This window comes from Leifsonia sp. KNZ13-11D (genome assembly GCF_056754895.1).
Genome location: NZ_JBPGWU010000001.1, coordinates 3876138 through 3902836, shown reverse-complemented (window position 1 = coordinate 3902836; position 26699 = coordinate 3876138). Strand labels below are relative to the sequence as shown.

Here is a 26699-nt window from a genome sequence, read left to right as displayed (position 1 = left end):
GAAGAAGGCCCCCGAGTTATCGGGGGCCTTCTTCATTTGTCGGGGCCGTCCGGCGGGCCTCCGCATCTGCGGCACTCCGAGCCTAGGCAGGTTGGGAAGCCCCGCAAGGTGAGGCCCCTATGGTGCCGGCGGTTCCGTCCACAGTGGAATGGTTGAGGCGTCGAAGAAAACGACTTCGAGAGCGACTCGACCGCGTCCGTCAAGGCGTCGGGTCACGAGCTGCTGTGCGGCTGTGATGAGTTGCCGGTTCGCGTCGGAGGCGGGATCCCCGTACACGGACACTGCTAGCCGGCTGACTTTCGACTGCGCGATCGCTTTCATGATGTGTTCGTCGTTGGGGCTCATCGACAAGCCGAAGACGACCATTCCGCCGCCGATTGTTGCGAGAGATCGCAATCCCTTGGATAGGTAGTCGCTGGTTTGGATGCGGCTCAGTTTCTCTTTGCTGGTGCCTTCCGCGACGATGAGCGGGAAGCGGTTCGCTTCGAGCTGTTGACGTATTTGGTCAATAAGTGCTTCGCCGGTGCGTACCCAGGTGAGTTTGCGAAGTTCGGCCTCTTCGGTGTCTCGGTAGAGGTGCAGCGCGCCGTGGAGGTAGTGGATCGTCTGTGTTTGCGGCGAGAGGTAGTTCCACACCACGTATTCGGCGTCGCGGTTCTCGGGTTGACGAAATCCGTCATCTGCTGTGCCGAACTGGCTGGGTGCAGCTTCGTCGTGCATCGTTGTCCAGTACAGCAGGAGGTCGTAGTTCGCCGAGTAGATGCGGGAGTAGCGGTCGATGAAGGCGCGGACTCGCCTGTATTGAGCATCGTTGATGTCCGTTGGGCGTTCCGGGTGGAGATCGGCGAGGGTCTTCGCTAGTCCGTCTTTTAGCGCCGCCGCCTCGCTACGGAGCTGGGCGATTTCGGTGGCGTGTGCCATCGGGTCGAGGACTTCCAGCGCGTATGCCGCGTCCAGCAGCTGACGGATGACGAGTTCGAAGTCGTATGTGTTGAGGGCGTCGAAGAACTTGCCGGCGATTGCACCGATGAACCCGGATTGTTGCGCGGTCTCACGCAAGGCCCTGTAGGAGAAGCGCGCGGGATCGTACGCGACGCTGAATCCGTTGCCGAGCAGAAGTGTGGGCGCTTTGCCGGGCAGTTGCTCGATCCAGGCGAACGCTTCCTCGTAACCGATCATGCGCGATACTCCCGGCGACGAGGTGCGCGGGCGTTGACGATTGCAGTGCTTAAGAAGGCAAAGTCCAGCATTTAGTCCTTGTGTCGGGGTTTGCTTCTCAGTCTGTCTGGTCAATGTTTGGCGCCGCGAGCCCGCGAGCGAGGGCCATGCGCGGAATGAGATGGAAACAATAAGAGGAAGGCCCCCGAGTGTTCGGGGGCCTTCCTCTCTTTTGCGTTGCGTTAGTTGGTGCCCTTCACTACGCGGGCGGTTTCCTCGCGTTCGGCGTCGGTCTTCTCGGGGAACCCATCCCAGGCGCCGACTCGCACCTCTTCTTTGGACTTGCGCGTCTGTTTGGCGACGTGTTTCGCGTCCAGGTGCTTGTCTCGGGCCGTCTCGTTCGCGTGTTGGAGTAGCGAGTCGCGGTACGACTGGATTCGTCGCAGGTTCTCGGTGGCGACCAGCATCGTGACGAGCAGGTACTGGGAGGTGTACCCGCGGAGACGGCGGACCGTTGCACCGTCGAGGGGGATGTTCGCTGACTTCAGCGCGCCGTTGATGCCCTCGATGGTGCTTCTGTCGGTTTGGTAGATGTCGCGCCATTCCTGGCTGCCGAAGTGGTACTTCTGCTGGAACTTCGCGCCGTGTTCGATGGGGAACTTCACGGAAGCTTTGTTGGTGCAGATGGGGCCCCGTTTGGTTTCGACTGGCGGGTTGGTGATGGGGACCAGAGGGCTGTACTGCTCCGTGGAGCAGGCGCCGGCGATGGGGCAGGTGGCGGTGGCTCCCGAGCCGCGTGCCGGGCACATCATGGTGATGCTGCCGTCCGCGTTGGGCTTTCCCTTGGGACGGAGGCGGAAGTCTCTGCGCTTCTGGATGCGCTTCTGCCAGACGTCCCAAGGGATGTTCTTCGCCCTGTAATCCTTTGTCGCGTTGATGAGGTTCTTCGGCATAGCCGGGCAGTAGAAGGCTCCTTCGACGCCGATGGCGCCCGCGTAGGAGTAGAGGTCGTTGTCGCCGAGCTGGTCGACTTTGTAGTCGGTGACCATGTCGTAGCCGAGCCGCCTCAGCGGCAGTTGGAAGTCCGCAGGACTGGCGCTGGCGGCGTAGCCGCGGTCCCCGGTGATGCGGCCTGCCGGGTGTCCGTTGGCGGCGATGAACTCGACCACGCTGCGTCCCGTTTGGATGAGCGCGCTGCCGGGTACGGTCATTCCAATGCCGAGGATGAGCTGGGGGAACGTCGTTTCACCATTCGGGTCATGCTTGGTCATCGCGCAGAGCGTGAGGTCCCATCCGAACACGGCCTTCTTCGCGAGCTTCATCTTCTCGACGCTGTCGTGTTTCGCGTTGCGCATGTACCACCCGGCGTCGTATTCAACAGCGAGGTGCTGCTTCAGAGGGTCGACCGTGCTCGGCTGGTAGGGAGCGCCTTTCTTCCCGTACGCCGGGACGACGGTCGCATCGATGGTGAGGTCGCCCTTCCATGCGGACCAGAACCGCGGCGGCAGCAGGCTCATGGTGGAGTGAAGAAGGGTGTTCGTCACCCAGTCAAGCCGCTCCTGCTTCGCCGCGCTGTTCTCTTTCACACGTTGGGCGAGGATGGCCTCGTATTCTTCCCGGGTCGGGAACTTGTTGCGACGGCCCGGCTTGGGGTCGATGGTTGCGACGAGGCGGTTGAGCGCGAAACGAATCGGGGCGTACCAGTCTTTCGCGAAGTCCCGTTTCCGAGTGGGAAGTCCGAGCAGGGTCAGACTGCGGTCGGAGAGCCGTTCGTGAACGGTGCGTGCGATGTCGACGACCTCGAGGCTCTCCTGTTCTGCTGCGGCGAGCAGGAGCAGCGTGAGCACTGTCTCGGTGGAGATGATGCGCGGTCGGCCGCCGGCGGATTTGTCGGCATTGTCTTCGGCGTTCCAAGCGTCGATTTGGTTCGGGATGCCGGAGGAGCGGATGAGGTCGCGGATGAAGGCGACTTTGTCGTCGACGATGATTCCGGTGCTGCCGACGATGGTGATGCTGGGAAGGTATTCCTTGACGATTGCCGCGGCACGGTTGCGGTCGGTGCGGATGGTCACGCGGCCACCTCCGAACGGAGGGCGGCACTGGCCGCTTCGGGACTCTGCGCCGTCATGTAGGGCAGGTAGCCTTCGAGGGGGCGAAGCGATGTGATTCCGAGCGCCGCGGTGAGCGTGTTCACCGGCACGCCCTTGTTCAGCTGCTCAACAATCCAGGTTGCGCGGAGCCTTCCGGCGACGGGATACGGTTCGTTGCGTGCTGACCCCCGAATCATTGCGTGGAGCCAGCCGGAGGGGGTTCTTTCCCCTGGACGCCACCCGCTTGGGATGGTCCACAGGTACTCGCTGGTGATGTTCGCCAGCAAGGATGCGAGGTCGTCTTCGAACCGTGCGGAGCAGGTGACTGTCCGACCCGCGACGTGGACGACGAGGGCTCCGTTCAGGCTGCTGACATCGGTGTGCTTGACGCTCAGCAGTTCGTCTGCGGAGAGACCGCATCCGGCGGCGAGGGTCAGGAACACGGTCCAGTTGTGTCGGCGGGATGCGCTGGACCGGGTGGTCCCCATCGACCGGAATAGTGCCATCTCGGCCGCGGTGTACGGGGACATTACGGAGGGGCGCTTACGGGGCCGGCTGCGAACACGCTCTCGGTCGATGACGCCGAGCTCTGCACCTACCCGCATGAGCATCAGTCGCGCGTCGGACACTGCCGATGCAGAACCCTTGTGGCTGCCGCTGGCGATGTACTGCTCGATGTTGTGACCGCTGAACACCGTCTCGCGTTCGAGCTCTAGGGCACCAACGGACTCTGACCAGATGGCGAGACGTGCGACGACCGACATGACCAGTTCGGCTTCACGCCCATGATTCGGCGCGAAGTCAGTGACAGCAGACCGGGTGAAATCTCCGACCCGGCGCCAGAGCTCTCTGGACATTCGTGGAGTGAAGTTCGCAATAGTGCGGCGAATCCGTTCGTCGTGTTGGTTATTAAATAGCTCGGCACCGTCAAGGTCAAGAGGCTTTGAAGCGGCACCGTCGGGAATGTAGTACGCCCGGTCTGCGGTGGTCAGCTTCGTGGTGGACGGGGTGCTGTGGAGAAGGTTGTCTTCGTTCATGTTGGGTCTATGAGCGACCGAAAAGCGTTGCCGGCCATTTTGGGGCCTACAGCGCGCGAGGGCGGGCCTACAGCCCTAGAAGGTAAGCTGAAGGGGTGCCGGACCCGCGCTATGTGCCACGCAATTACCTTGTCCCACCTGATGCGTTCGGGCGCGACGGTGACGAACCGGTGCGCCTCGTCGGCGTGGCACCGGGTCGTGAGGAAGCAGAGCGGTTCGCCGCGCACTTCCAACATGTGGTTGCGGAGCATGTTCGGACTGGCTTACGACGGCACCGCGTGACCCGGAAACAGCTTGCGTCGGATTCCGGCATCAGCTACGACCGGCTCTCCCGTCTTCTCAACGGCACCATCGTGATGCGACTAGATGACCTCGGGCGTCTCGTTTACGCCTCTCGGCACTTGCGCGAGATGATGGATCAGATGTACATGGCACCCTCGGCGAAGGAAACGGCGGCGCCAGCGGGTCCTCAGGCGCGAGCGCGGCGTGAGATGCGCTAACAGCGCAACATATACGCTAATGCGGTGCCCGATCCGCGTTACCGTCCCCGCGACTATCTGATTTACCCGAAGACTTTCGGGCTCGTTGACACGCCAGAGCTGGTGCCGACCATCGGAATCGACGAGCGTGCGCGTGCGCGTGCGTCTCTCATGCAGGCGAGACGCGCGAGCAGGATTCGTCGACAGATGGCTGAACACGGAGTTACTCAGCGCCTCGTCGCGGAAGCAACAGGCTTGCGGACGGCGAAGGTGTCGCGGATGCTGAACGGCGCGACCATCATGACCGCCGAAGATAGCGCCCGATTCCTCATCTATTTCGAGGACAGGCATGCCGCGCCCGACGTTCCAGACGAGTTCGCCTAAACCGGCTCTCGCAGCAAGGATCTGGCCGCCGACGCGGGCAGCGGGTCCACGAAGCGAAGGTAGCGGCCAAGGGATCCGAGCGAGTCGACGCCTGCCGCAGCCAGTAGAGGCGCCAACGGCGTGCGCGCGTTGAGGTGTGTGAGCAGCCAGGTCGTCCGCATCCGCTGGACCTGCGGTCGCACCACTGTCGCCTGAGAGCGATTGACGAAGTTCGAGACAAGATTCGGGTAGAACGCTGTGTGGTTCTCGCGGAACACCCATCGGTCCGACTCGAGTTGTTCCGTCCGCGCCACCAATTCCTGCTCCCACTCCCTGAGTACGGGTACCTGCCGGGCTCGTTCACCGGACACGTGAACCATGACGCCGTTTGCGTCGACCTCGATGTCCCGCACCCGCAGATGCCCGATTTCTATCGTGCTGAGGCCGGCGCCAAAGCCGAGGGCTATCAGTGTGCGCGCGTTCGCCCGCCTTGCGGGCGTACTCTGCCACTCCGCCCAGCCGCGCATCGAGACGACCTCCTTCGGCTTATAGGGTCGCGTCGGATCGGAAGCGGGCAGAGGCGGCATCTTCCTTTGAGCGAGGCTGGGAAGCATCACCTCGGACATGCGCAGCAACTGCGAACGGAGGTTGCCTCGTCCGGCCGGCTTATATTCGCTCGCCCCGGAGGCGATGTAATGGGCGATCACGTCGGGGCGGAAGACAATCTCCGTCTCCAGATCGAACCCTGCTGTCTCCCACGCCCAGACGCACAGCTTTGTCGCGGCGATGTTCAATTCGCCCTCGGAATAAGCGGTACGGCCAACACACGCGTTTACGCGATCGCGTACGAAGTCGCGTACCTCCGACCAGACGGGATCATCGATGACCGGTCTGAACTCGCTCATTGTCTATTAATAGTGCGCTTCGTGACCGGCGCACCAGGGCGACCTCCGCGGAGGTTAGGTGCACGATCCCGCTATCGGCCCCGCGCGCAGCCAGCGCCCTTGCGCTTTCGCAGCGATATACCAACGCTCCGTATAGTATTGGATCGCATGACGCCGTATCAACGACCACAGTCGTGGCCCTTCTGGGACCGCGCCCCGGCACGCAAGAAGGCATCCGCGTAGCTCCGCGTTCGTTTTGTAAGTTCGGTCTTACTCACCACGATCAAGTGAGGTCTCGAAGTCGTATCTGAGCCGGTGGCGGACGGTTTCCCCTGGCTGCAGCATGAGCAGCGCGCCCCGACTGGATGCATCCGCCGCGCCCGACATGACAGGACTGTTCGCCGGTTCAACGCCGAGGACGTACTGCGACGTGCGCATCACCTTCCATGAATGCAGGTAGGGCAACGTGCTGGTGTCCGCAGAAATCGTCAGCGCGAGCCGGGTTTCAGGGTTCTCGATACGCGTGGACGCCCATTGGTCGGCAGGCATGCGGTGCAGGTAGACCAAACTGCCGGCATCAGGGTCCGGTTCCGTGACGGCAGACCAGTCATCTCCGGTGGACATCGCTTCCGCGTTCTCCGGTTCGACTGAGATCGCGTCGTTCGACAGAATGCTTCGCGGACCGAGGACCGGCCACCCCACGTTCGCGTGGTACAGCACCATGTGCGGTTGTTCGCGGTCGGAGCGGTTGGTGACGTCGTCGACAACGCTGACTGAACGTGATCCGATGCGGGTTTCGATTCGCCGCCGCACGACGATGTACTCGCCGTGGACCGCGGCTTGAACTATTTCCGCATCCACCGTGAGGGACTCGTCACTTGCCACCGCGCGGGTGACTCGGGCGGGCTGCGTCCCGAAGCGGCCGTGCTGCGGGTGCGGTTCACCGTCAACGCCATTGCTCGGATCGCCGAAGGTATCCATCCCACAGGTTGCGAGGAGTCCACCGCCGAAGGTGCGCAGCCACCCGTGCCCGAAATGTTCAGCGAGACCAGGAGCGGCGAATCCGACCGGCGACGCCCACGCGAACGGGATGCCATCGACCGTTGCATGGCCGATATCCAAAGCTCTGTCGGGGTGAAGCTCGAGCTCCAATCCTCCGCCATTGACCAGACGCATGACCCTCGCACCTCGCTCGGGGCCCTGTTCGGCCGTGAACTCGTCAATTCGTGCCGGGGCACGATGGGTTCCGAACAGATGAGAACGCGCGCGGACGAGGTCGTGCACATTGGATTTGGTCATTTTGGGGATTCCTTAGCGGCGGGTCGGCACCGAATCGCGTTCGACGAGGTCAGCGGAGAATCGCTGCACCGTAGCGGTCGGCTCAAGGTCAGAGGGGCCAGCAAGCTGCTGAAGCAACCTGTCGACCGCGGTGCGGGTCATTGCTTCAAGCGGCTGACGAATCGACGTGACAGCGGGCTGCACCCAATTCATCCACGGCAGGTCGTCGAACGCGATCAACGCTATGTCGTCCGGAACTGAGACGTGATTGCGAGTGAACGCGTCCATGCACGCTTCGAGGACGATGTTGTTGCCGGCGATGATCGCCGTCGCTGAGGTTTCGAGCGCGGCGACGACGGTGTCGACGGACGGCTCGTGCATGAACGATGTCGCCTCGATCACGGTCAACTTCATATCGGTCAGTGCCGCCGCGGCAGCGCGGGCGCCGTCAGCGCGCTCATGCCCGGTCGTCAAACTCAAGGGACCACTAATCATCGTGACTTCTCGATGTCCGCGCTGATACAGGTGGTTGATTGCGAGCTCGGCGGCTTCAGCGTTTGCCAGCAGCACGCTGGGGCACTCGACCCCCGGTACAGCTCGATCGAGCTGAACAATCGGTAAGCCGCGCGCTCGCAACTGATGCAGCGCCTCGCCATTGTGTGGAGTCGGCGTGATCAGGAGCGCGTCCGCGCGGACCTGTCCGACGCCCACAAGCAAGTCGCGTTCCTGTTCCACGTCTTCGTCGCTGCTGGAGATCATCAACCGATATCCGGCTTCGGCCAACGCCTTCTCGGCGGTCTTTGCGATCGTCGCGAAAAACGCGTTCTCGATGTCGGAAACGATGAGCGCGATGACGTGACTGCGGTTGCTGCGCAGGCTACGCGCGACTTCATTCGGAACGTAGCCAAGCTCGGCTGCAGCTGCGAGGACGGCGGCGCGGGAAGCCTCCGCCACGGACGCTTTTCCCGCGAACACGCGGGATGCGGTCATTGGAGAGACTCCGGCGCGGCGGGCCACTTCATGCAATGTCACCACGGTCTCCTCCTTTGACACTCCGACGGTTTCGCACTATGGTAGCGCTACCTAGAGCAAAGGTAACGCTACCTCAAACGCGAAAAGGCTCTGATTCCACAACAACGACGTTCAGGAGACGACAATGACCACCAATAGAACCGTTGCGGCCCGCCAAAACACATCCGCGCCGTCCCATCACCGAGGCATCGTGATTTGGGCGTCGATCATTGCAGGGTTGGGAGGGCTGCTATTCGGCTACGACACCGGGATAGTGTCGGCAGCGCTGCTTTATGTGACGCCCGAACTCCATCTCAACCAGTTCGGGCAGCAAGCTTTCGTCGCCGTCCTCCTCGCCGGAGCAGTCGTCGGCGTCATTGTCAGTGGCCCCCTGGTCGACCGGATTGGCCGTAAACGCACGCTGATTGCGTTGGCTGTCCTTTACATCGTCGGTGCGCTCGGTAGCTCGCTAATCGATTCGCTCCCACTGATCTATGTTGCTCGTTTCCTGCTGGGGCTTTCGGTTGGTTCCTCCTCGCTAGTCGTGCCGATGTACATCGCCGAAATTGCGCCAGCGAAAGTCCGCGGTCGCCTGGTGTCGTTCAACCAGCTGTTCGTCGCGTTCGGGATCTTCGTTTCGTACCTCGTCGGCTACGCGTTCGCAGCGATCCACGGTTGGCGGTGGATGATCGGCCTTGCCGCGGTACCTGCTGTCATCATGCTGATCGGCCTGATCCCGTTGCCTGAGAGCCCGCGCTGGCTGGCGACAACCGGCCGCAGGGCGGACGCACGAGCTGTACTCAACCGAATCCGGCCGGACGAGCAGACAGTGTCAAAGGAACTCGCGTCGATCGAGGAGGCCGTCGGTCGCGAACGCGCCGTCTCCTTCAAGACTCTGTTCGCCTCCCGCGGCGTCCGCCGGGGAATTGTGATCGGCGTGGTCGTTGCAGCCACCAATCAGCTCTCGGGTGTCAACGCCATCCTTTACTACGCACCGACGATGCTGAAGAACGCGGGATTCGGCGACTCGTCGGCGATTCTGTCGTCGGTTGGAATCGGCGGCGCGTTCCTGGTGTTCACGTTGCTCGGGCTGCTGCTGGTGGATTTCCTCGGGCGACGGCCGCTGCTGATCGGCGGGACTCTGATTGTCGCTGCGGCTCTGGTCGGTATCGGAGTGCTGTACCTTTTCCCGCAATCAACCCTCGTCGGCCAACTGCTTGTCCTCGGCCTAGTCGTCTACGAAGGCGTGTTCGCCGCAAGCCTGGGCATCGCGATCTGGTTGGTCAACAGCGAGATCTTTCCCAGCCATGTGCGAGGCAAAGCATCCTCATTCGGAACGGTCACTCACTGGAGCCTTGACCTGATCATCTCTCTCGTGGTCTTGTCGGTCATCTCGACTTTCAGCGCGACGACCTTGTTCTGGGCATTCGCCGTCTTCGCCGTAGCTGGCGCGATCGTCCTTTGGCGGATCCTGCCAGAAACCAAGGCTCGGACGCTTGAAGACATCGAGGTCGAGTTGGAGACCGGCTCGATGCATTCCGTTCGCGACCACCACTGATAGAAGAGAGAGCCCTTATGGAACCAATCCTGCTCGGCCCGAACCAGCCGGCTGATCGTCCCTACCGAGGAGGCGCCGGAATCCTTGCGCTTCGTGGATCAGGTTCACGCAGCGACCATGTCCCTGAGGACTTCGTCGCCTCCGTGACCACGACCTACGGCAGCGACACCGTCGGGCTCACCACGTTGGATGACGGCACCACATTGAAGCAGGCGATCGCACAGGATCCCGTGAGCTATCTTGGGCGAGAACACGTAGAGCGATTCGGGGTCGATACTGGGTTGCTCGTCAAGATCCTCAGCACAGGCGAGCGGCTATTTAATCACGTGCATCCCGACGCGGCGTTCGCGGCCGCCCATTTGGACTCGCCGCGCGGCAAGACCGAGGCATGGCTGATCACGGACACCGGGGAGTCCGAAGGCAAGGTGTGGCTGGGATTTCGCGAAGACGTGGACCGGGAGACGCTGCGACGTTGGGTGCGCGAGCAGAATTCGCAGGCGCTTCTCGACGGCCTCAACGAATTGACCGTGACTGCCGGGGACTGGTTGTACGTCCCGGCAGGCACTCCGCATTCGATCGGCCCCGATATAACCCTCGTGGAGCTTCAGGAGCCCACGGATCTGTCGATCATTCTGGAGTTCGCACCGTACCCCGCATTGGACGAGGCGGATGCGTTCCTCGGTCTTGAACCGGAGACCGCTCTGGACGCCGTGAACCTGCGCGGATTCACCGGCGAGCGATTGGAAGCTGCCCACGGTCGCGCGCCGGAAGGCGCACGAGTGCGCCTGCTCCCTCCCGAAGCGGATTCGTACTTCCATGCCGAGTTGCTGCACCCGCTCGACCCGCTGGCGCTGGAGGCGGCTTTCGCGGTGCTCATTACGCTCGACGGGCACGGGGAGCTCGCGTGGGACGGTGACAACGAGGGATCACGGTCGCTGTCACGAGGCGAGGTACTCCTTGTACCGCATTCGGCCGGAACGACAACAGTCAGCGGGGACGTGCGCGTCATTCGTTGCACTCCCGCTGGCTGAAACCCACAACGAGTGCGGAGCTCATGCTGGCCGGATCAGAGCTTCCATGATGCGAGCTCAAGGATGAAAGCATGCGTTGCCGTGACTGGTCGCAGCTGAACCCGTCGTCGAGACGTTACGCGGTGGGCTGCGCTCTACCTGCCCGTATGCCGTCTCACCCACAGGCCAGTCTCCAGCTCTTGCCGCGGTTGGAGAGAATCCGGCATCCGCCTGATCATTCGCGATCCTTCCTAGCGCAGTCAGGAAGCCATCGCGATAACAGGCACTGAAAGAAGAAGGCCCCAACCGCGACGGTCGGGGCCTTCTCTTGTGCCAGTCGGGTTTATCTAGCCACGTTCTCGAGCACAGCGCGCGAACGAATTGCTCCGGAAGCGAGCTTCTCGAGCACGTGAGTTGCGTTCTCCAGCGGGAATCTGTCGACGATCGTGCGGATCTTGCCCTCGGCTGCCAGTTGCAGAATCGCGCGCATCTGCTCACGATTTCCCAGGATTGAGCCCTTGATCGTTTGCGCCTTATTGAACGGGAAGCCTTCGACGCTCACCGGGACGGCGCTGACGAAGGTCCCTCCCCATTTCAAGGTCTGAAGCGCCTGTTGCGTGACGCTATCTGAGGGCGCGAACGTGAGAACCGCGTCCGCGGATTCAGCGATGGCCGCGAGTGCAGCAGCATCCGTGGAGTCGACCGCCTCGTGAGCGCCGAGCTCCAACGCGACGTCGAGATGTTCGCGGTTTCGTCCTACGGCGACCACCCGGGCGCCGGTGAGTGCCGCAAACTGGACGGCCATATGGCCCACCCCACCCAAACCGAACACCGCGATGGTCATTCCGGGGACAATATCGATCTTGTCGACAGCTCCGTAGGCGGTGATCCCCGGGCAGAAAAGCGGTGCGATCTCAGCCAGGTCCAGTCCGTCAGGAACGTGGTACGTGTGCGCGGCGTTGGAGAGCATGAACTGCGCGTATCCTCCGTCGACGTGCTCACCTGTGATCCGACGCTCGTGGCAAAGCTGTTCACGACCGGTCGTGCAGTACTCGCACTTCTCACACGTCCACCAGAGAGGTGTGACCCCGACCGCGTCGCCCACGGCGTAGCCGGCAACGCCATCACCGATGGCGGCTACATGGCCGGTCACTTCGTGCCCGGGGATGATCGGGCTGATGGCGGGCACCCCACCGTCGACCCAATCGCCTTCGATCATGTGGAGATTCGACCGGCACACTCCGCACCCGGCCACCTCGATCAGCAACTGACCTGGCCCAGGTTCGGGGCGCGTGATCTCACGCCAGTGCAGCGGGTGGGACCCAATCGGTCCCGGGATGTCCAACTGTTGCGCATACATGGAAGCCATGTGTTCCACGGTAGAAAACTGCCGCGTCCTCGTCCAACAGCGGATTCTTATGCCCGTTAGAAGACAATCCGTTGGCTGCGTTTATGTCGGGAGCCGAGCACTTGCAGTGCTAAACCCTATCGAGTTCCATCCGGGCAGCCGTAACTTCCTCGTCCGAAAGCAGCATGGATGCAAACGCTTGGGCAGCACGAGTGGCATTCTCGGAAACGGCAAGGTAGATCTCCCACCCCAGCTCTTCTTCGAGGGTGATCACTCTCAGCTCCGACGCCTCGGGCTTGGCGGCGATCGACAGCGGGACGACCGCAATGCCAAAGCCGCTCGCCACGAGAGAAAGCAGCAAGTGCACGTCCCCGACAGCGGTGTTTGTGCGACGTTCGATGCCCACGCGACGGAACGCATAATCAAGCTCTCTGCGCGCCGGCCAACTAGGCTGAAAATCGACGAAGCGTTCCTGTTGAAAGGCTGCCAGGCCCACGCGAGTATCGCTTAACTGGTGATTCCGGGGGACGACCGCAACAAAAGGTTCGCTTCGCAACCGGACGAATCTCGTCCCGGCAATCGAATTGGCGGGTACGGCTTGGAACTGCCCGCGAGCGACGAGAGCCAGGTCCAAATCGCTCGAACTTACGGATTCCACGAGCTGGTCTGATGGCGCTTGTACAAAGGTGAGTTCGTAGTTCGGCTCTTTCACGTTGAACGTCGTGATCAGGTCGACCAGATCGACCAAATCCCCAAGGCACTGTTCGGAACCAACTGCCACCGAGGGCGAAGCAAATTCGCCGCTAAGTACGAGGAGTTCCCGCTGGGCCGCGCGTGCATCGGCCAACATACGATGCGCACGCGGCAGGAACGCGCGCCCTGCCGAAGTAAGCGTGGCACCGCTGGATGTTCGGGCGAACAACGGTACGCCGAGTTCTCGTTCAAGTGCGCGGACGGACGACGAAAGACCCGACTGACTGACGTATGTCCGTTCTGCGGCACGCGTGAAATTCTGCGTCTCCGCGACCGCAGCGAAGAATTCCAGCTGTCGCACATCCATGCTGCTTCTCCCAGACTAGACGCGCTTACGAGCGCGGGCTGGCTTTTGCCAGATCATATCGGCCCTTCATGCAGGGGATTCGGGGACGCCCAAGTCGCTGGTGTGCGAAACCCTAGCGGCGCCCTCATCTCCCTCGGCCTCACGTTCTTCTTGACAGCGCTGGCGTGAAGGGACGACTATTGTCACAATTCGGACCGAAATCGTCCAAAACACGTTCCGGACCGGCTAAGCCCTGCAAACACATCATGGAGAGGAAAGGCAGTGAGCGAACAAGCGACAACGGCGTCCGCGCTTCCCGGCGGCGTCACAGCGAGCCCGACAGCTCGTCTGGATCGGATACCCACTGGCGGTATTCATATACTCTGGGTGATCGTTCTCGGCCTGGCCTACGTGGTCGAGTCGTTCGACAATGCGGTGTTCGCCTACGCCGCTCCCACCGTGATGGCCGAGTGGCATCTGGAACTGGCTCAAGTCGGTCTGGTTACCTCCGCGGTGTTCTTTGGCATGCTGATCGGCGCCCTTCTGGGCGGGCGGCTGGCTGACGCTTTTGGGCGAAAGCCCGTGCTCATCGCCGCGTCGGTCTTCTATTCGCTCACGTCCTTGCTTTCAGCATTGGCGCCGAACTTTGAGACCTTGTTCGTCAGCCGCATCCTCACGGGCGTCGGTGTGCAAGCAGCGACGGGTGTCGTCATCGTCTACCTGAGCGAGATGTTCCCCCGCGCCACACGAGGTCGATTCTTCTCGATCGTTGTTTTCGTGGGCGCGTTGTCGAGCCCCATCACGGCCAGCCTCTCGCGGCTGATCGTGCCGGCGGGGGTCGGCGCATGGCGATGGATGTTCGTCCTGGGCGCCGTCGGTATCGTTATCGCGATTGCGGTCGCGATTGGACTACCTGAGACCGTCCGGTGGCTCAGCACGCACGGCAAGGTGCAGAAGGCATCGAAGATCGTTGACGGTTTGGAGTCGGCATTCCTGCGGCGTGGACCTCTCCCGCCGATCGAGGAAGAGGTTGTTGTCGATGAGCACCGCGGATCGTTCAGGGACCTTTTCAAGCCTCTTTATGTTCGACGCCTTATCGTCATCGGGGTCTCCTTCTTCCTCCTGGTGTTTGGACTTTACGGGTTCGAGTCATGGGTGTCGACGATCCTGGTTGAGCGGGGACTGAGCCAGGCAGACGCCCTCGGCGTCCTCAGTGTCGCGACGTGGGGCACCCTACTCGGACCCATCGTCTTGATGATTGTCGCCGATCGCATCGAACGACGGACGGCGATCCTGGTCGCGGGAGTGTTGGGCGCTATCGGTGTCGCTGTTTTCGTCGCGTCGACGTCGCCGGTGGTAACTGTGGTCGCAACCTTCGTCGTGTACGCCGCGTTGTGCGCCGCCACAACGACGTTCTACACATACATGGGCGAGGCATTCCCCACTTCGGTTCGTGGCGTCGCCTCTGGCACGGTGAACGCGATGGGACGCGTCGCCGGCGTGCTTCAAGGAATTCTCGTGTCCCTCATGCTCCAGGGTCTGGGCGCGCCTATCACCCTCTCGGTTGTGGCGGCCGTGCTTGTTCTGATGGGTGTTCTGGCGCTGTTTGGGCCGAAGACGACAGGCCGATCACTGGAGTCCATCTCACACGAATAGGTCGACCACAAACCGCGGTCTCAGCAACCACTGCAAACACCGATGGAGCCCGGCTCAGCGCAGCTGATGCCGGGCTTCGTTGGCATCGCATTGCAATCCGCTACAAGCGCCAAAAGGAACGGCCGCGACGATGATCGGGCCTTTCTCCTAATGGCGCGTGAGCCTTCCCGCCGCCTCCGAGCCAATCGCTCGGTGGAATGGTCGGAGGCGGCCCTAATGCGCGCCGTCAATCACTATCTTGACCAGCCGTTCGATGTCGTCCCGGGTAAACCGCGGAGGGGCATCCTCGATCAGTACCATGCGCGCGAAGACAAAGCTCAACAACATGTTCGCGATCGCGTTGGGGGCTGAGCGAACATTGATCTCACCGCGCGCACGGCCGCGGTCGACCACGGCTGTCAAGAGCTCCACGCGGGGCCGCGTGATATCGGCTCGGACTGCCTCATGAACCTCGGGCACTAGCTCCTTTTCAAGCAGGATCCGAGCACCCGCTTTGCCTCGAGACCCTTCCATCTGGTTGCTGAACTGTGTGAGCACCTGCACAAGATCAGCTTCCAGGGACCCGGTTTCGGGTTTGTCCAAGGCTGGAGTAGTTGCACGGAAGGCGTCCGAGAGCAGCTCCTGCGGATCGCGCCAACGTGAGTAGAGCGCGGCTTTCCCGACGCGGGCTCGGCGCGCGATCACTCCGAAGTTGAACCCGCTCCAACCAAGCTCGGCATAACACTCGATCGATGCTGCCAGCACTCGATCGCGCAGGTCGGGGTCCGGTGGACGACCCACTCGAGATGGCGCAGATGAGACCATCCACTCATTCTTGCGCACAACGTCGACCGCACGTCGTTGACTTCCGATCGTCTCCGCCGTAGATTATAGACCGAAATGGTCTGAAACAGTCGCCGGTTTGCGCGACTCGGCCTTCGCTGCAAAGGAGCACAATGGTTACCCTGCGTTCGGCTGTCAATTCTCATCATCCACTCGTCCTCGCAAGCGTTTACGATGGCATCTCGGCAAGAGTCGCAACCGCGTACGAGTTCGATGCGCTGTACGTGGGAAGCTACGCAACCGGCGCAACCTTGTACGGCCTGCCTGACCTCGGATACATCGGCCTGGAGGATCTGGCTGGCGTTGTTCGCCGCGTCGCCGCAATAGCGTCTGCTCCGATTCTGGTCGACGGCGAAGGCGGTTTCGGGAACCCGCTTCAGGTGGCGCGGACGACTAGGACCTTGGAGCAGGCAGGCGCATCCGGCATTCACATTGAAGACCATGTATTCGGCAAGCACCTGCACCCCAGGCCCGAGGTGATGCCGGTTGAACAGGCGGTAGCGAAGATCTCAGCCAGTTTGGATGCCCGCTCGTCGTCAGAGTTCATGGTCATCGGCCGAACCGACTGTTTCGGGCGGCTCGGCGCGGAGGAGGCGATCTCACGGGCGTACGCGTTCCAAGAAGCGGGTGCGGACGGTGTATTCATCGCAGCCGAGAAAGTCGGAGAAGCTGAATGGTCGGCGTTGCGACAGGCCGTGCACGTGCCCATCTTCACCACTGACAAACCCGGAATGACAGCGGCGACAATGGCCGCCGCCGGCGTCGACGCTGTCATCTATAACGCTATTTCGCATTTCGCTGCGCAGCGGGCCATCGACCAGGCGCTCGGCGAGCTCGCTCGGACTGGATCCACAACTGAGATCGAGGACCGACTTCCCACGCTCGCGGAGTTCGACGCCTTTCTGGGAATCGAGGACGCCCGATCCCAAGCGCGTTCCTGGGGTTTGATGGAGGAGTCGCAGCGATGAGAACGACACTTGTCGGCGCCACGGTTATAACAGGCCGCGATGGAGTCGTCGCCCCAGGGATGGACATCGTCATCGACGATGGGCTGATCGTCGACGTGCGGGACGGCCACACTCAACGATCGGCGGCCGACGGGACCATCGTCGACTTGACCGGCAAGTTTGTGATGCCGGCGCTGATCAGCGCCCACGGCCATCTTGGATACTTGCGGGGTGCCACCACGTCGGCTGCCAACTTCTCGGAAGCCAACGTCCTGGACGCGTTGCGACGCTTTGCCTACTGCGGCGTGTCCGTCGTCCACTCACTGGGGACAGACAGAGCCGGTGCGGAGATTTCTTTGCGAGATCGTCAGCGCCGCGGCGAATTGGATGCGGCGCTTCCGCTGATCCTGAGCGCTGGGACAGGCATCGTTGCGCCCACCCCTGGCGAACGCAACGGCGGTCCGTTCTTCGCGACCGACGTCCTTCAGGAGGTCTCAACTCCCGAACAGGCACGACACGCGGTCCGCCAGATTGCGCAGACGCACCCGGACAGCATCAAAATCTGGATTGACGACCGCAACGGCACTAAAGCCAAACTGCCACCGAATGTCTACGCTGCCGCGGTTGAAGAAGCCGCCGCGAACAATTTGCGAACGGTCGCTCACGTGTACCAGTTGGAAGATGCGAAAGGGGCCATTCGTGCCGGGGTCAGCGCATTAGCCCACCTGGTTCGCGCACCTGGGCCGGACGACGAGCTCATCATGCTTTCGCGCGAGCAGGGTGTCTACGCCTTCACGTCGGTGTCGATTCAAGCCTCCATGTCAAACGTCGATTGGCTCGATGATCCTTTCCTTGCCGAGACCGTCGGTCCCGAAACGCGCACTGCAATGCATGAGGTAATCCTCGGCATGCGTGAGCGAGCTCCCGTCGGGAGCGCAGAAGTATTCACGCAACGCTCAATCGATGTCGTCCGCGAGAGCCTGCGACGGAATGTCGAGGGCGGTGTGCCGGTGGTGATGTCAGCCGACACGGGCGTGATCACTCGGTTCTTCGGGTTCGCGGAGCACCATGAAATGGAGGTGATGGTCGCTTCGGGGATGTCCCCTATCGATGTGATCGCGTCGGCGACATCTGTTCCGGCGGCGTTATTGGGCCTCGGCGACCGCGGAGTTGTCGAGGTCGGCCGGCGCGCGGACCTGCTCGTGCTGTCAGCGGACCCGCTTTCTGACATCCGCAACACTCGCAAGATCGAGGACGTCTACTTTGCGGGGAAGGCGCTTGACCGAGCAGCGTTGCAGGCGTCGCTCGACTACTGAGGGACCGCCCGGTTAGCGCGGACTCAGTCCTTGGAAGACCGTCTCAATGATCCGGTTTGCCTGCGCTGCTCCCTCATCGTTGGGTGCCACCCGCCAGAGGAAGCTCATCAACATGATGATGTCCGCTGCGTGATGACCTGGGGAGATCGACCCTTCCTTTTCGCAACGGTCGAGGAGTTTCTGCACCGCCGCGCTCGTCGGTTCCCAAGAAGCGTCAATGACCTCCTGCGCTGCCGCGCTATGAAGGGCTTCGCCAAGACCGTGCTTGATTCGAATGTAGGCCGAGAGGGTCTCGAACCATTCGATGAACGCTGCCTTGCCGGAGGTTTGCCGCTGCAGGATTTCATCCACGCCGCGGGTCAAGCGGTCGATGTCATGTTCGTATGCGGCGAGGATCAGGTCGTCTCGCGTGGGGAAATGCCGGTAAAGCGTTCCCGCGCCGACGCCGGCTCGCTTGGCAACCTCGCTGAGCGGCACGAGGGGATTCTCAGCGAACAGCTGGTGCGCAGCCTCGATGATCGCAATTCTGTTGCGCGCGGCCGCTTTCCGCTGCGTCCCGTAAGTCTCGCTGGTCGCTTCGCTCATGAACCGATGATGCCCCACGTTGACATGCGGACAATCCTCCGCTAGTTTGTCGCAACGTGCGGAGAGTTCTCCGCACGTTGCGATCTTATCAGGAGGCGGACACATGGAGTACGTGAAGCTCGGGACCACCGGCATGGATGTATCACCCATCGCTATCGGCGCCATGACGTACGGGGAGCCCAACCGAGGCCACCCGGTGTGGTCGAAGAGCGAGGAAGAGTCCCGACCGCTGATCAAGCACGCCTTGGAGTCCGGCATCAACTTCTTCGACACCGCGAACATGTACTCCAACGGGTCCAGCGAGGAGATCCTCGGCCGCGCGCTGAAAGATTTCGCCGACCGCGACCAGGTCGTCATCGCCACAAAGCTCCGCCACCCGATGCGCCCCGGGGCCAACGGTCGTGGACTCTCACGCAAAGCGATCATGACGGAGATCGATCACTCGCTTCGGCGTCTCGGCACCGAGTATGTGGACCTATACCAGGTGCACCGTAACGACCACGCTACGCCTCTCGAGGAGACGCTTGAGGCTCTCAGCGACCTGGTTAAGGCGGGCAAGGTCCGCTACCTCGGGGCCTCTTCAATGCACGCGTGGGAGTTCGCGAAGGCCCTTCACCTTCAGAAGCAGAACGGCTGGGCTCGGTTCGTGTCCATGCAGAACCATTACAACCTGCTGACGCGCGAGGAGGAGCGCGAGATGATTCCTCTCTGCCTGGACGAGGGCGTGGGAACCATCATCTGGAGTCCGCTGGCCCGCGGGCGCCTTGCCCGAGCATGGGACGACGCTCGCGTCACGCCTCGTTCTGCGAGCGACGGTGCGTTTGCCGACACCCTGTATTCCGCCGCCCAGGAGGATTCCAACCACGCGATCATCGACACCGTCGGAGAAGTCGCTGAAGCTCACGGAGTAAACCGGGCGCAGATCGCCCTGGCATGGCTGCGAAGCAAGCCCGTCGTCACAGCACCACTGGTTGGTGCCGGTTCGACCTCTCAGATCGACGACGCAGTTGCCTCGTTGACGGTCACGCTTAGCGACGAGGAGATCCTCAGGCTGGAGGAGTCGTACACTCCGCGGTACGACTGGCAGGGTATCTCCGATGAAGCCGAGCTCGACGCTATCCGCAAGCGCATCCCGGGTATGGCACTCTCGTGAACTCGATCCTGAAAACCGGCGCCCGCGCGCGCACGGGTGCGCTGTTCATTCTTCTCGGTCCGCTGATCTCCTGGACCGCTGAGTTCATCACCGCTTCTGCGTGGCAGAGCCCGCCGTACTCTGCGCTCTACAACTGGGTCAGTCATCTCGGCTTAACCGGTCCATCACAGACGGCGTTCGGACAGGTTGGAAACTCTCCGCTCGGTGCAGTCATGGATGTCGGCTGGGTGCTCTATGGCCTACTTCTGATCGCCGGGGCGTTCCTTCTATTCGACCTTCGAAAGGGCTCGCGGCCGATCTGGATCGTGACAACGGCGACCATCGCCGGCATCGGAGTGTCGCTCGTCGGGATCTTCCAAGGCTCAAGCGCGAACGTCGCTAACGGATTGATCGCGTTTCACACATTCGGAGCGCAAGGTGTAATGGTCGCCGGCAACGTGATGGCGATTCTCGTGGGAGCGTCCGGGTCCCGTATTGGCCTCACCCGGCCACTTTCGATTCTCAGCGTCGTCCTGGGCATCGTCGGCTTGGTTGCATTCCCCTTGCTCATGACCGATTTCCTCACAGGCTGGATCTGGAACATCGGCCTGTTCGAACGAGCTGTGATCTACCCCATCATGTTCGGACACGTCATTCTCGGCGGCGGCGTCCTTGCGCGACAGAGCGTTCGCAGACGGCAGCTTCTGACAACCGTCCCCGCAGCGACGAACTAGGAGATAGCCATGAGTAGCGTTTTAGTAACCGGTGGATCCGGTCGAGGTCGACCGCGGGGTGCACGCCTCTAGCTGATCTGCCCGCGGCGAGAAACGCGGGCCCTTCTTCGGCTCAGCTATGGGTCCATTGGACGAAGTCGAGCCAAGCTCGTGCCAGGTCAATCACGTTTCAGACTTGATCAGTTGGCATGATCCACAGGTCGGGAACGGAGACGTGACGGGGCCTAGTCACCATGAACGTGATGCCTTCGGCAATGTCTGCGGGATCGAGGCGAAGGTCCTCGACATCGTGGCGGCCGGTCCATCGCTCACGGATCTCCGCTGAGTTGTGGCTGACGAGTTCCGTCTTCACTCCACCGGGTTCGAGGACACCGACGCGAACGTTCGTGGCTTTCGTCAGCTCCTGTCGGAGCGACTCCGTGAAAGCGTTCACGCCGAACTTCGTCAGGTTATAAACACCGTATGCGACCGCGATGCGGCGCCCGGCGACCGAGCTGATGTTGACAATATCCGCAACCTGGCGTAGACCGTCGGTTGCCGCTTTCGTCAAATGGGGTAGTGCGGCGCGAGTGATGTAAAGCATCCCTCGAACGTTCACATCGATCATCCGCTCCCATTCGTCGATGTCGGCAGTGGCGGCGGGGTGGACGAGCATGAGACCGGCGTTGTTCACGACTATGTCCAAGCGGCCGAGCTCGTCAATCGTCGTCGCGACCGCATTCTCCGCCTCGTTTCGCTGGGTGATGTCAGTCGGGATGACGACGGCTTGGCCGCCTGTGTCGCGGATCTCTGCGGCCAGTTCGGTCAGCCTGTCCGCGCGACGGGCGACAAGAGATACCGCTGCTCCCTCCTGAGCTAGCCGGCGCGCCGTCTCCTCACCAATACCGCTTGAGGCACCCGTGATCAGGGCGACTGTTCCATTCAACGGTTGTGTCTTCACGTCATGACCTTTCTTTGCTAATCGAGGAGTTAGTTCCCGGTCGGGCTGACGGTTATTCCGCCAAGGAACTCGCGATACTCCACGATGCGACCTTCGGCGTCAACACGATGGAGGACGGTTGTGAGCAGGCCGCGGTAGGGCTTGCCGCGAACGATCCCTTCGCCGTGGTTGCAGACGATGACCCAGTCGCCGTCGTACAGGCGCAGGTCTTCGCCAGTGGAGGTGAGCCGAGCGTTCTCGAATAGGGCACGCCAGGCGTCCCGTTTCTCCCGGGCGGACGACCCTTCCCAGCGTCCAGTGAACGGAGGGGACGGATACTCGAACGTGAAGTCCTCCCCCCAGAGGGCAAAGTAGTCCTCCCAGGAGCCGACGAGCCATGCGGCAGCAAACGCGTCTGCAACACGATCGAGTTCAATAGTTCGGTCAGAAGTCATGCCTTGCCTTTCCAGTGGCCTTCGAAGCGCTAGTCCCAGACAGGGACGAGGCCTTTGGGGAAGCGGGCTCCGAACCCCCCGTGGGGGAGGATCCGGTCGATTTCAGCCAGATCTTCTCTGGTCAAGGTGAGCGCAGCAGCGCCGACGTTCTCAGCGACCCGGTCCACGTTACGAGTGCCGGGGATAGGAACAATGTCTTCACCCTGAGCAAGCAGCCACGAGAGGGCGAGTTGGGAAACCGTTGCCCCCTTTGATGCGGCAAGCTCCGCCAGCCGGGCGGTCGCGGCAACGTTCCGTTCGAAGTTCCCCGGCGCCCAGCGAGGGTCGCGGCTGCGCATGTCGTCGTCTTATTCTGCTGCCGGTCGCGCCGACCCAGTCAGGAAGCCGCGACCAAGCGGCGAGTACGGAACGAACCCGATCCCGAGCTCGCGCAACACCGGGAAGAGTACTTCAACGTCACGTTCGAACAGCGAGTACTCCGTTTGCAGCACGGAAACCGGGTGGACAGCATGCGCGCGCCTGATCGTCGCCTCGCCTGCCTCGCTCAGTCCAAAGAAGCGCACCTTGCCGGCATCGATGAACTCCGCAACCGTCCCAGCGACATCCTCGATGGGGACGGACGGGTCCGGTCGGTGCTGATACAGAACGTCAATGTGATCGGTCCCAAGGAATCGGAGCGAGTTCTCGAGGACTTCCCGGATATGGTCTGGCCGGCTGTCCACGCCATAGTCGTGGGTGAAACCGAACTTGGTTGCGATCGTGACGCCGTCGCGGACCGGAGCGAGCGCGGCGCCGACAACTCGTTCATTTTCGCCCCACCCGTACATTTCCGCGGTGTCGAAAAGGGTGACGCCGAGTTCGTACGCCCGCCGGATCGCAGCCGTACCGCCGATCGGGTCAGCATCTCCGTACGCGAGCGTGATCCCCATCGCGCCGAAGCCGACCTCTGCCACCTCAAGCCCCTGAGTGCCCAACCGTCTTTTATGTAGTTCGCTCACACCGGCAGTGTATGCCTTTCCTGTCAGAGTCTGCCAGCCTAGAATTGTTCTATGTCCGAGATCACACGAGCGTCCGTCCGCGAAGTCGCGCGCGACGCCGTCCGGCGGCACATCGCCTCGGTTGCGCTCGATCTCTACATCGACAGGGGCTACAACAGCGTCACCGTTGAGGAGATCGCGCAGAAGGCCGACGTTTCCCCGCGCAGCTTTCACCGCTACTTCGCTTCGAAAGAGGAAACCGTCCTCGTTGAAGCCCGAGCTGACGGAGAACGTGTCCAGGAAGCCCTCGAAGTGTCAACGGCGCCGCCGTGGACCGCGCTGCGAGAATCTCTGCAGCCGCTCATCCACGACACTGAAGTGGACTCGGTTCGCCCGCTACGTGGGATGCGGGTGCTGCACAGCACTCCCGAGCTGATGGCTAAGAGCATGCAGAAGCATCGCGACTGGTCAAAGGGGCTGGTCACGGCCCTCCAGCAGCGTCACGCGCTATCGGACACCGCTGCCAACGCCCTCGTCATGAGTGCTCTCGCCTGCTGGGACGCCGCCCTGGTGCAATGGGTCAACCGAGACGGCGCTGATCCGCTCGCGCCGTTCGTGGACGCGGCATTCGATGCGGTCGGGTATCGGTGATCGAGTCCCGCTATGCCTGAGTTCTCCCCGAGCTCGGCGTCGCCGATCTCATCACAGTTCTACGCGCTGTCGCCGACCCAACCCGACTACAGATCATCCGGGTACTTTCGGACGGGTTTCCCCGCCGGAAAACCGTCCGAGGATGGGGCGTCAAAGTTCAAAAGTCGACGATGACGCACCACTTCCACACCCTCCACAATGCAGGCATCATCGACACCATTGTGGCCGGACGAACTCAACAGGTCAGACTGCGGCGAACGGAACTCAACACCCGATACCCGGGTTTGCTCGACCTGGTGCTGGCCGGTTCAAACGTCGCGGACTCGCGTAATAGTGGCACTGTCGCTCGGGGAGCCACACCGGCGGCTGAGGTTTGAGCCGCACTCGGCTCGTCCGTTTGCGGTAGATCCACCCATAAAGGGGGAGCTACCTATAAGAGTTGTGGAGCCACTCGGACCCGCTCTTCTTGAACCCACGCCACGCGCGCGCGTCACCAGTGACATCGATCACCAAGATTTCGTCGCCCTTGTCGAGGAAGGCGACTAGCTCGTCACGTACTTCCTTGGGGTTCTTGCTCGTCACCACGAGCCATGTGGAGTCGAGGTGATGCCACCAACCGGTACCTAAACCCTTGATTGCTGCGATGAGTCCGTTATAGTCCTGCCCGGGACGGTTCAAGTCATAGCTGATCAGGATTGTCGCCAACCGGACACCTGCCTCTCCGCGCTGTCGTGCCCGGGCGCCGGGCGTCAGGCACCACAATCGTAGTTGGCGGTCGGCGCGCCGTTCGCGCGGGCTCGCCGCGAAACCATTCCTAGCCGCGTACCCCGCTTTGGGCCTTGCCCTGACTGTACGCGTTCCCTAATCTGAAAGGTCCCTGGACGGAGGTGCGCACCGAATGGTGGTATGGGTGCAATCGAGCCCCGACTCGCAGCCGAAGACGAGCAACGACTGGCGCGAGTTGCTGTTTCTTCGGTTGACAAATCAGCACCAACGCATCGAACCGGAGGCTTCCACGAAAGAGGCTGAGCGCATACTTCGCATCGGTGGCAACACCTACTACTACGTGAACGCGCTGGATGAAGCGTTCGGCAACATCCATGTCTGCTACGAGAGAAACAGCTCCGCGGATTGCGTGGACGTAATGGTGAGCCCATTCGACACCGGCGGGCTCGCGTTAGGGAAGATCGAAACGGACCCGACACTGAACAAAGGGGAACGCCGCGATCTCGTGCAGCAGCACTCGCACGACATCGACGCCTACACGAAACCATTCACCGACTGGGTCGACGACGCGTTCACTGCCGCCGCCGCATATGTCACGGGTGAACGTCCGGCGTGGAATAGTGTTAAAGAGATCATCAACACCGACGTCAACACGCGAAGAAGTTGGATGTGGGAGGGTCGAGTAAAGGTGCAAAGACGTTCCGAGCCGGTACTCAATCCGGTAATCGGATACGCGTATCCCGAGCGGATAGACCTTTTTCTCGAATACGTTCTCGAAACCCGGCCGCTCGCCGAGGAGGATGTGGCCGCTTTCTTGGCTCTAGTCGAGCAACTATTCACAGACTCCGAACGGCCCGGACCGGACACGCGTGACTACCTACTCAGAGAGGGCGGAGCATGAGCGACTACTACCAAGTCGTCGGCTACATCGGCGAAGCGCGCGGAGATGAAAGCACTATCGTGCAGGCACCGCCGGTGCTGCTTATCGAAGGCTCTCTTTATTCGCCTACCGCTCGCGATTGGATAGAAGAGGACCTCGCCCCGATCGGCGACAACCACAACGCTGCAATCCGTCATTTCCGTAGTTCGCGGCCGCGCCAGATCGAGGAGGGTCAAAACGTTTGGGTGGCAGGCCCGACGTTCGTGGCTCGACTGCTCGCGGCCCCAGAGCTGGCGGCGGCCAGCCGCGGCATCCACGCATGGGAGACAGAAGAGCGTGGATTCCGCATTCGCTTCGGTTACGTCCGCGAGTTCCAGGAAATGGTCAACGGTCTCGCGAACTCCATCACTCCTGTTCTTCATAGGTGCATGTTCGACCCGATGGAGAAGGCAGCTGGCGAAGCCAAGCGCGTCTACCAGCTGTACGCAGCGCTTCCGCTTGACCGTTCGCCGTCGCGGGAACTGAATCGTGCGCTCTACTTCGAGTCGATCACGGATCACTACGGTATGGCGTGGGTGAAGAAGCAGGCGCTCGCTTTCCGGGTATTCCAGTCGGAAGCCGAATACGACGCTGCTCTCGCGGACAAGCGGAACGAGCTGACCGCAGAGCACATCGGTGCTGGCGAGTACACGCCGATCCGCGAAGACGACCTTGTCGCGTCGGCCGAAACGCTTGCTCGTATGCGGCGAGCGTTCGAGAAGAAGAAGGTGTCCAGTGTCTGACGATGCTCTCGATGAGACCGGCGCCCCGCAAGTACCCGGTGAGGGCTCGGAGGCGCCTGACGAAGAGAAGCGCCCCACCCCGCTCGACGGTTTCGCGGAGCTTTTCGGAGAGGTCAGCGACTTTCAACGCCGGCAGCGCGAAATGGATCAGACATATCTGCAGTACGCCGGCGAAGAGACCTATGAGGCTGATCTCAAGCGGGCATACGACACGTTCTCGGAAGATTTCGAACTGCGCGAGGGCCAGCTTGTTCAGTGGAAATCCCAGATGCGGAACGCGCGGTTCCCGCACTACGGAGTGCCGGCAATCATCGTGAAGTTCATTGAAACCGAATCGGAGTTCGGGCCGTGGGACCCCACTCGGGGCACCCCCGAGATCCCCGACATGGTCATCGGCTACCTCGACGGTGATCGAGACTTCGCGTTCACTTACGGCACGAAGTCCCGATTCCAGCCCTGGTGATCACCAGCGATTCGCGAGCCACGCGCTTCCGTGCTCGGGTTGTCCCGCCCACGCGCGAACCGAATCGCTGACGTCCACCACAAGGGTCCGGGCATCGGCGCTGAACTGGGTCTTCAATCCATCGCGTAGCTGCGTCGGTGTCTGGTCCGTGCGAACCAGCCAAACCGAAGTCATGTGGTGCCACCACCCATTCCCGTCCGCGACCGCCCGGATGAAATCGCGAAGCCGAGCGGTGTCCTCGTCGGAGTCCACGCCGTCGATCGCCACTAACAAGGTCGATACCGGTCCAGAAAGAGCCATGCGCCTATTCTGGTCGCTAATCGAGGCTCGCCAGGTTCGCCCAGGGCACCTACCAGGAATGTCCGACCTTCACCGCGCAACACCACACCTGAGCCGGCG

The 26699-nt window shown here is 61.9% G+C and carries 27 protein-coding genes and 1 pseudogene; 13 read left to right on the top strand and 15 right to left on the bottom strand.

Features of this window, described 5'->3' with window-relative positions; all coding sequences use genetic code 11:
* Window positions 1-117: 117 nt before the first annotated feature.
* From ACR9Y5_RS19205 to ACR9Y5_RS19195, 3 genes are all read right to left on the bottom strand, one after another.
* Window positions 118-1179, bottom strand: a complete 1062-nt coding sequence (locus ACR9Y5_RS19205; RefSeq protein ID WP_481299477.1) for a DUF4917 family protein — start codon at window positions 1177-1179, stop codon at window positions 118-120.
* Between the two features lie 221 nt (window positions 1180-1400).
* Window positions 1401-3230: a hypothetical protein gene (locus ACR9Y5_RS19200; RefSeq protein ID WP_481299476.1), complete on the bottom strand. Its 1830-nt coding sequence runs from the start codon at window positions 3228-3230 to the stop codon at window positions 1401-1403.
* A complete protein-coding gene (locus ACR9Y5_RS19195) occupies window positions 3227-4285 on the bottom strand; it encodes a hypothetical protein (protein ID WP_481299475.1) in 1059 nt (352 codons plus the stop codon). Before ACR9Y5_RS19195 ends, ACR9Y5_RS19200 begins: the two co-directional genes overlap by 4 nt.
* Before the next feature lie 95 nt (window positions 4286-4380).
* On the opposite strand from ACR9Y5_RS19195, the gene ACR9Y5_RS19190 reads away from it, so the two are divergent.
* The gene (locus ACR9Y5_RS19190; RefSeq protein ID WP_481299474.1) at window positions 4381-4785 is read left to right on the top strand and encodes a helix-turn-helix domain-containing protein; all 405 of its coding nucleotides are present in this window, start codon (window positions 4381-4383) and stop codon (window positions 4783-4785) included.
* A gap of 24 nt (window positions 4786-4809) precedes the next feature.
* Window positions 4810-5148, top strand: a complete 339-nt coding sequence (locus tag ACR9Y5_RS19185) for a helix-turn-helix domain-containing protein (protein ID WP_481299473.1) — start codon at window positions 4810-4812, stop codon at window positions 5146-5148.
* On the opposite strand, the gene ACR9Y5_RS19180 is transcribed toward ACR9Y5_RS19185, so the two are convergent.
* From ACR9Y5_RS19180 to ACR9Y5_RS19170, 3 genes are all read right to left on the bottom strand, one after another.
* Complete coding sequence (locus tag ACR9Y5_RS19180; RefSeq protein ID WP_481299472.1) at window positions 5145-6032, bottom strand: hypothetical protein; 888 nt, start codon at window positions 6030-6032, stop codon at window positions 5145-5147. The genes ACR9Y5_RS19185 and ACR9Y5_RS19180 overlap by 4 nt on opposite strands.
* Window positions 6033-6281: 249 nt before the next feature.
* The gene (locus ACR9Y5_RS19175) at window positions 6282-7310 is read right to left on the bottom strand and encodes an aldose 1-epimerase family protein (protein ID WP_481299471.1); all 1029 of its coding nucleotides are present in this window, start codon (window positions 7308-7310) and stop codon (window positions 6282-6284) included.
* A 12-nt stretch (window positions 7311-7322) separates the two neighbouring features.
* Window positions 7323-8324, bottom strand: coding sequence for a LacI family DNA-binding transcriptional regulator (locus ACR9Y5_RS19170; RefSeq protein ID WP_481299470.1), 1002 nt, complete (start codon window positions 8322-8324; stop codon window positions 7323-7325).
* 121 nt (window positions 8325-8445) lie between these two features.
* Between ACR9Y5_RS19170 and ACR9Y5_RS19165 the strand changes: the two genes are divergently transcribed.
* Entirely contained in the window at window positions 8446-9858 is a 1413-nt protein-coding gene (locus ACR9Y5_RS19165; RefSeq protein ID WP_481299469.1) for a sugar porter family MFS transporter, read from the top strand.
* A gap of 143 nt (window positions 9859-10001) precedes the next feature.
* On the top strand, window positions 10002-10889 hold the full coding sequence (locus ACR9Y5_RS19160; RefSeq protein ID WP_481299468.1) for a class I mannose-6-phosphate isomerase: 888 nt from the start codon (window positions 10002-10004) through the stop codon (window positions 10887-10889).
* A gap of 322 nt (window positions 10890-11211) precedes the next feature.
* On the opposite strand, the gene ACR9Y5_RS19155 is transcribed toward ACR9Y5_RS19160, so the two are convergent.
* Together ACR9Y5_RS19155 and ACR9Y5_RS19150 are read right to left on the bottom strand one after the other, a co-directional pair.
* Window positions 11212-12237 carry an alcohol dehydrogenase catalytic domain-containing protein gene (locus ACR9Y5_RS19155; protein ID WP_481299467.1) on the bottom strand — a complete coding sequence of 342 codons (1026 nt, stop codon included), beginning with the start codon at window positions 12235-12237 and terminating at the stop codon, window positions 11212-11214.
* 109 nt (window positions 12238-12346) lie between these two features.
* Window positions 12347-13276 carry a LysR family transcriptional regulator gene (locus ACR9Y5_RS19150; protein ID WP_481299466.1) on the bottom strand — a complete coding sequence of 310 codons (930 nt, stop codon included), beginning with the start codon at window positions 13274-13276 and terminating at the stop codon, window positions 12347-12349.
* Window positions 13277-13537: 261 nt separating this feature from the next.
* Here ACR9Y5_RS19150 and ACR9Y5_RS19145 point away from each other — a divergent pair, with 261 nt between their 5' ends.
* Window positions 13538-14911: an MFS transporter gene (locus tag ACR9Y5_RS19145; RefSeq protein ID WP_481299465.1), complete on the top strand. Its 1374-nt coding sequence runs from the start codon at window positions 13538-13540 to the stop codon at window positions 14909-14911.
* Window positions 14912-15124: 213 nt separating this feature from the next.
* Here ACR9Y5_RS19145 and ACR9Y5_RS19140 read toward each other — a convergent pair whose 3' ends face one another.
* Window positions 15125-15715 carry a TetR/AcrR family transcriptional regulator gene (locus tag ACR9Y5_RS19140; protein WP_481299464.1) on the bottom strand — a complete coding sequence of 197 codons (591 nt, stop codon included), beginning with the start codon at window positions 15713-15715 and terminating at the stop codon, window positions 15125-15127.
* A 131-nt stretch (window positions 15716-15846) separates the two neighbouring features.
* Here ACR9Y5_RS19140 and ACR9Y5_RS19135 point away from each other — a divergent pair, with 131 nt between their 5' ends.
* Together ACR9Y5_RS19135 and ACR9Y5_RS19130 are read left to right on the top strand one after the other, a co-directional pair.
* The gene (locus tag ACR9Y5_RS19135) at window positions 15847-16701 is read left to right on the top strand and encodes an isocitrate lyase/PEP mutase family protein (protein WP_481299463.1); all 855 of its coding nucleotides are present in this window, start codon (window positions 15847-15849) and stop codon (window positions 16699-16701) included.
* A 59-nt stretch (window positions 16702-16760) separates the two neighbouring features.
* Window positions 16761-17996 (top strand): amidohydrolase family protein, encoded by a 1236-nt coding sequence (locus tag ACR9Y5_RS19130; protein ID WP_481299462.1) that lies wholly within the window; start codon window positions 16761-16763, stop codon window positions 17994-17996.
* A 12-nt stretch (window positions 17997-18008) separates the two neighbouring features.
* Here ACR9Y5_RS19130 and ACR9Y5_RS19125 read toward each other — a convergent pair whose 3' ends face one another.
* On the bottom strand, window positions 18009-18581 hold the full coding sequence (locus tag ACR9Y5_RS19125) for a TetR/AcrR family transcriptional regulator (protein WP_481299461.1): 573 nt from the start codon (window positions 18579-18581) through the stop codon (window positions 18009-18011).
* 103 nt (window positions 18582-18684) lie between these two features.
* On the opposite strand from ACR9Y5_RS19125, the gene ACR9Y5_RS19120 reads away from it, so the two are divergent.
* Complete coding sequence (locus ACR9Y5_RS19120; RefSeq protein WP_481299460.1) at window positions 18685-19734, top strand: aldo/keto reductase; 1050 nt, start codon at window positions 18685-18687, stop codon at window positions 19732-19734.
* On the top strand, window positions 19731-20447 hold the full coding sequence (locus tag ACR9Y5_RS19115) for a DUF998 domain-containing protein (protein ID WP_481299459.1): 717 nt from the start codon (window positions 19731-19733) through the stop codon (window positions 20445-20447). Before ACR9Y5_RS19120 ends, ACR9Y5_RS19115 begins: the two co-directional genes overlap by 4 nt.
* 169 nt (window positions 20448-20616) lie before the next feature.
* Here ACR9Y5_RS19115 and ACR9Y5_RS19110 read toward each other — a convergent pair whose 3' ends face one another.
* The 3 genes and pseudogenes from ACR9Y5_RS19110 to ACR9Y5_RS19100 form a co-directional block, all read right to left on the bottom strand.
* A complete protein-coding gene (locus ACR9Y5_RS19110) occupies window positions 20617-21387 on the bottom strand; it encodes an SDR family oxidoreductase (protein ID WP_481299458.1) in 771 nt (256 codons plus the stop codon).
* A 29-nt stretch (window positions 21388-21416) separates the two neighbouring features.
* The gene (locus ACR9Y5_RS19105) at window positions 21417-21821 is read right to left on the bottom strand and encodes a nuclear transport factor 2 family protein (protein ID WP_481299457.1); all 405 of its coding nucleotides are present in this window, start codon (window positions 21819-21821) and stop codon (window positions 21417-21419) included.
* A 29-nt stretch (window positions 21822-21850) separates the two neighbouring features.
* Window positions 21851-22774 (bottom strand): annotated as a pseudogene (locus ACR9Y5_RS19100) (aldo/keto reductase).
* A gap of 96 nt (window positions 22775-22870) precedes the next feature.
* On the opposite strand from ACR9Y5_RS19100, the gene ACR9Y5_RS19095 reads away from it, so the two are divergent.
* Entirely contained in the window at window positions 22871-23449 is a 579-nt protein-coding gene (locus tag ACR9Y5_RS19095; protein ID WP_481299456.1) for a TetR/AcrR family transcriptional regulator, read from the top strand.
* 426 nt (window positions 23450-23875) lie between these two features.
* Here ACR9Y5_RS19095 and ACR9Y5_RS19090 read toward each other — a convergent pair whose 3' ends face one another.
* Window positions 23876-24154, bottom strand: coding sequence for a hypothetical protein (locus ACR9Y5_RS19090; RefSeq protein WP_481299455.1), 279 nt, complete (start codon window positions 24152-24154; stop codon window positions 23876-23878).
* Between the two features lie 193 nt (window positions 24155-24347).
* Between ACR9Y5_RS19090 and ACR9Y5_RS19085 the strand changes: the two genes are divergently transcribed.
* Genes ACR9Y5_RS19085 through ACR9Y5_RS19075 form a run of 3 tightly spaced genes read left to right on the top strand, consistent with a single transcriptional unit; the run spans window position 24348 to window position 26300 of the window.
* Window positions 24348-25076, top strand: a complete 729-nt coding sequence (locus tag ACR9Y5_RS19085; RefSeq protein WP_481299454.1) for a hypothetical protein — start codon at window positions 24348-24350, stop codon at window positions 25074-25076.
* Window positions 25073-25837, top strand: coding sequence for a hypothetical protein (locus ACR9Y5_RS19080; RefSeq protein WP_481299453.1), 765 nt, complete (start codon window positions 25073-25075; stop codon window positions 25835-25837). Before ACR9Y5_RS19085 ends, ACR9Y5_RS19080 begins: the two co-directional genes overlap by 4 nt.
* Window positions 25830-26300: a hypothetical protein gene (locus ACR9Y5_RS19075; protein ID WP_481299452.1), complete on the top strand. Its 471-nt coding sequence runs from the start codon at window positions 25830-25832 to the stop codon at window positions 26298-26300. The genes ACR9Y5_RS19080 and ACR9Y5_RS19075 overlap by 8 nt, the downstream gene beginning before the upstream one ends.
* Here the strand turns inward: ACR9Y5_RS19075 and ACR9Y5_RS19070 are convergent, their stop codons facing one another.
* Window positions 26301-26600 (bottom strand): hypothetical protein, encoded by a 300-nt coding sequence (locus ACR9Y5_RS19070; protein ID WP_481299451.1) that lies wholly within the window; start codon window positions 26598-26600, stop codon window positions 26301-26303.
* Window positions 26601-26699: the final 99 nt, after the last annotated feature.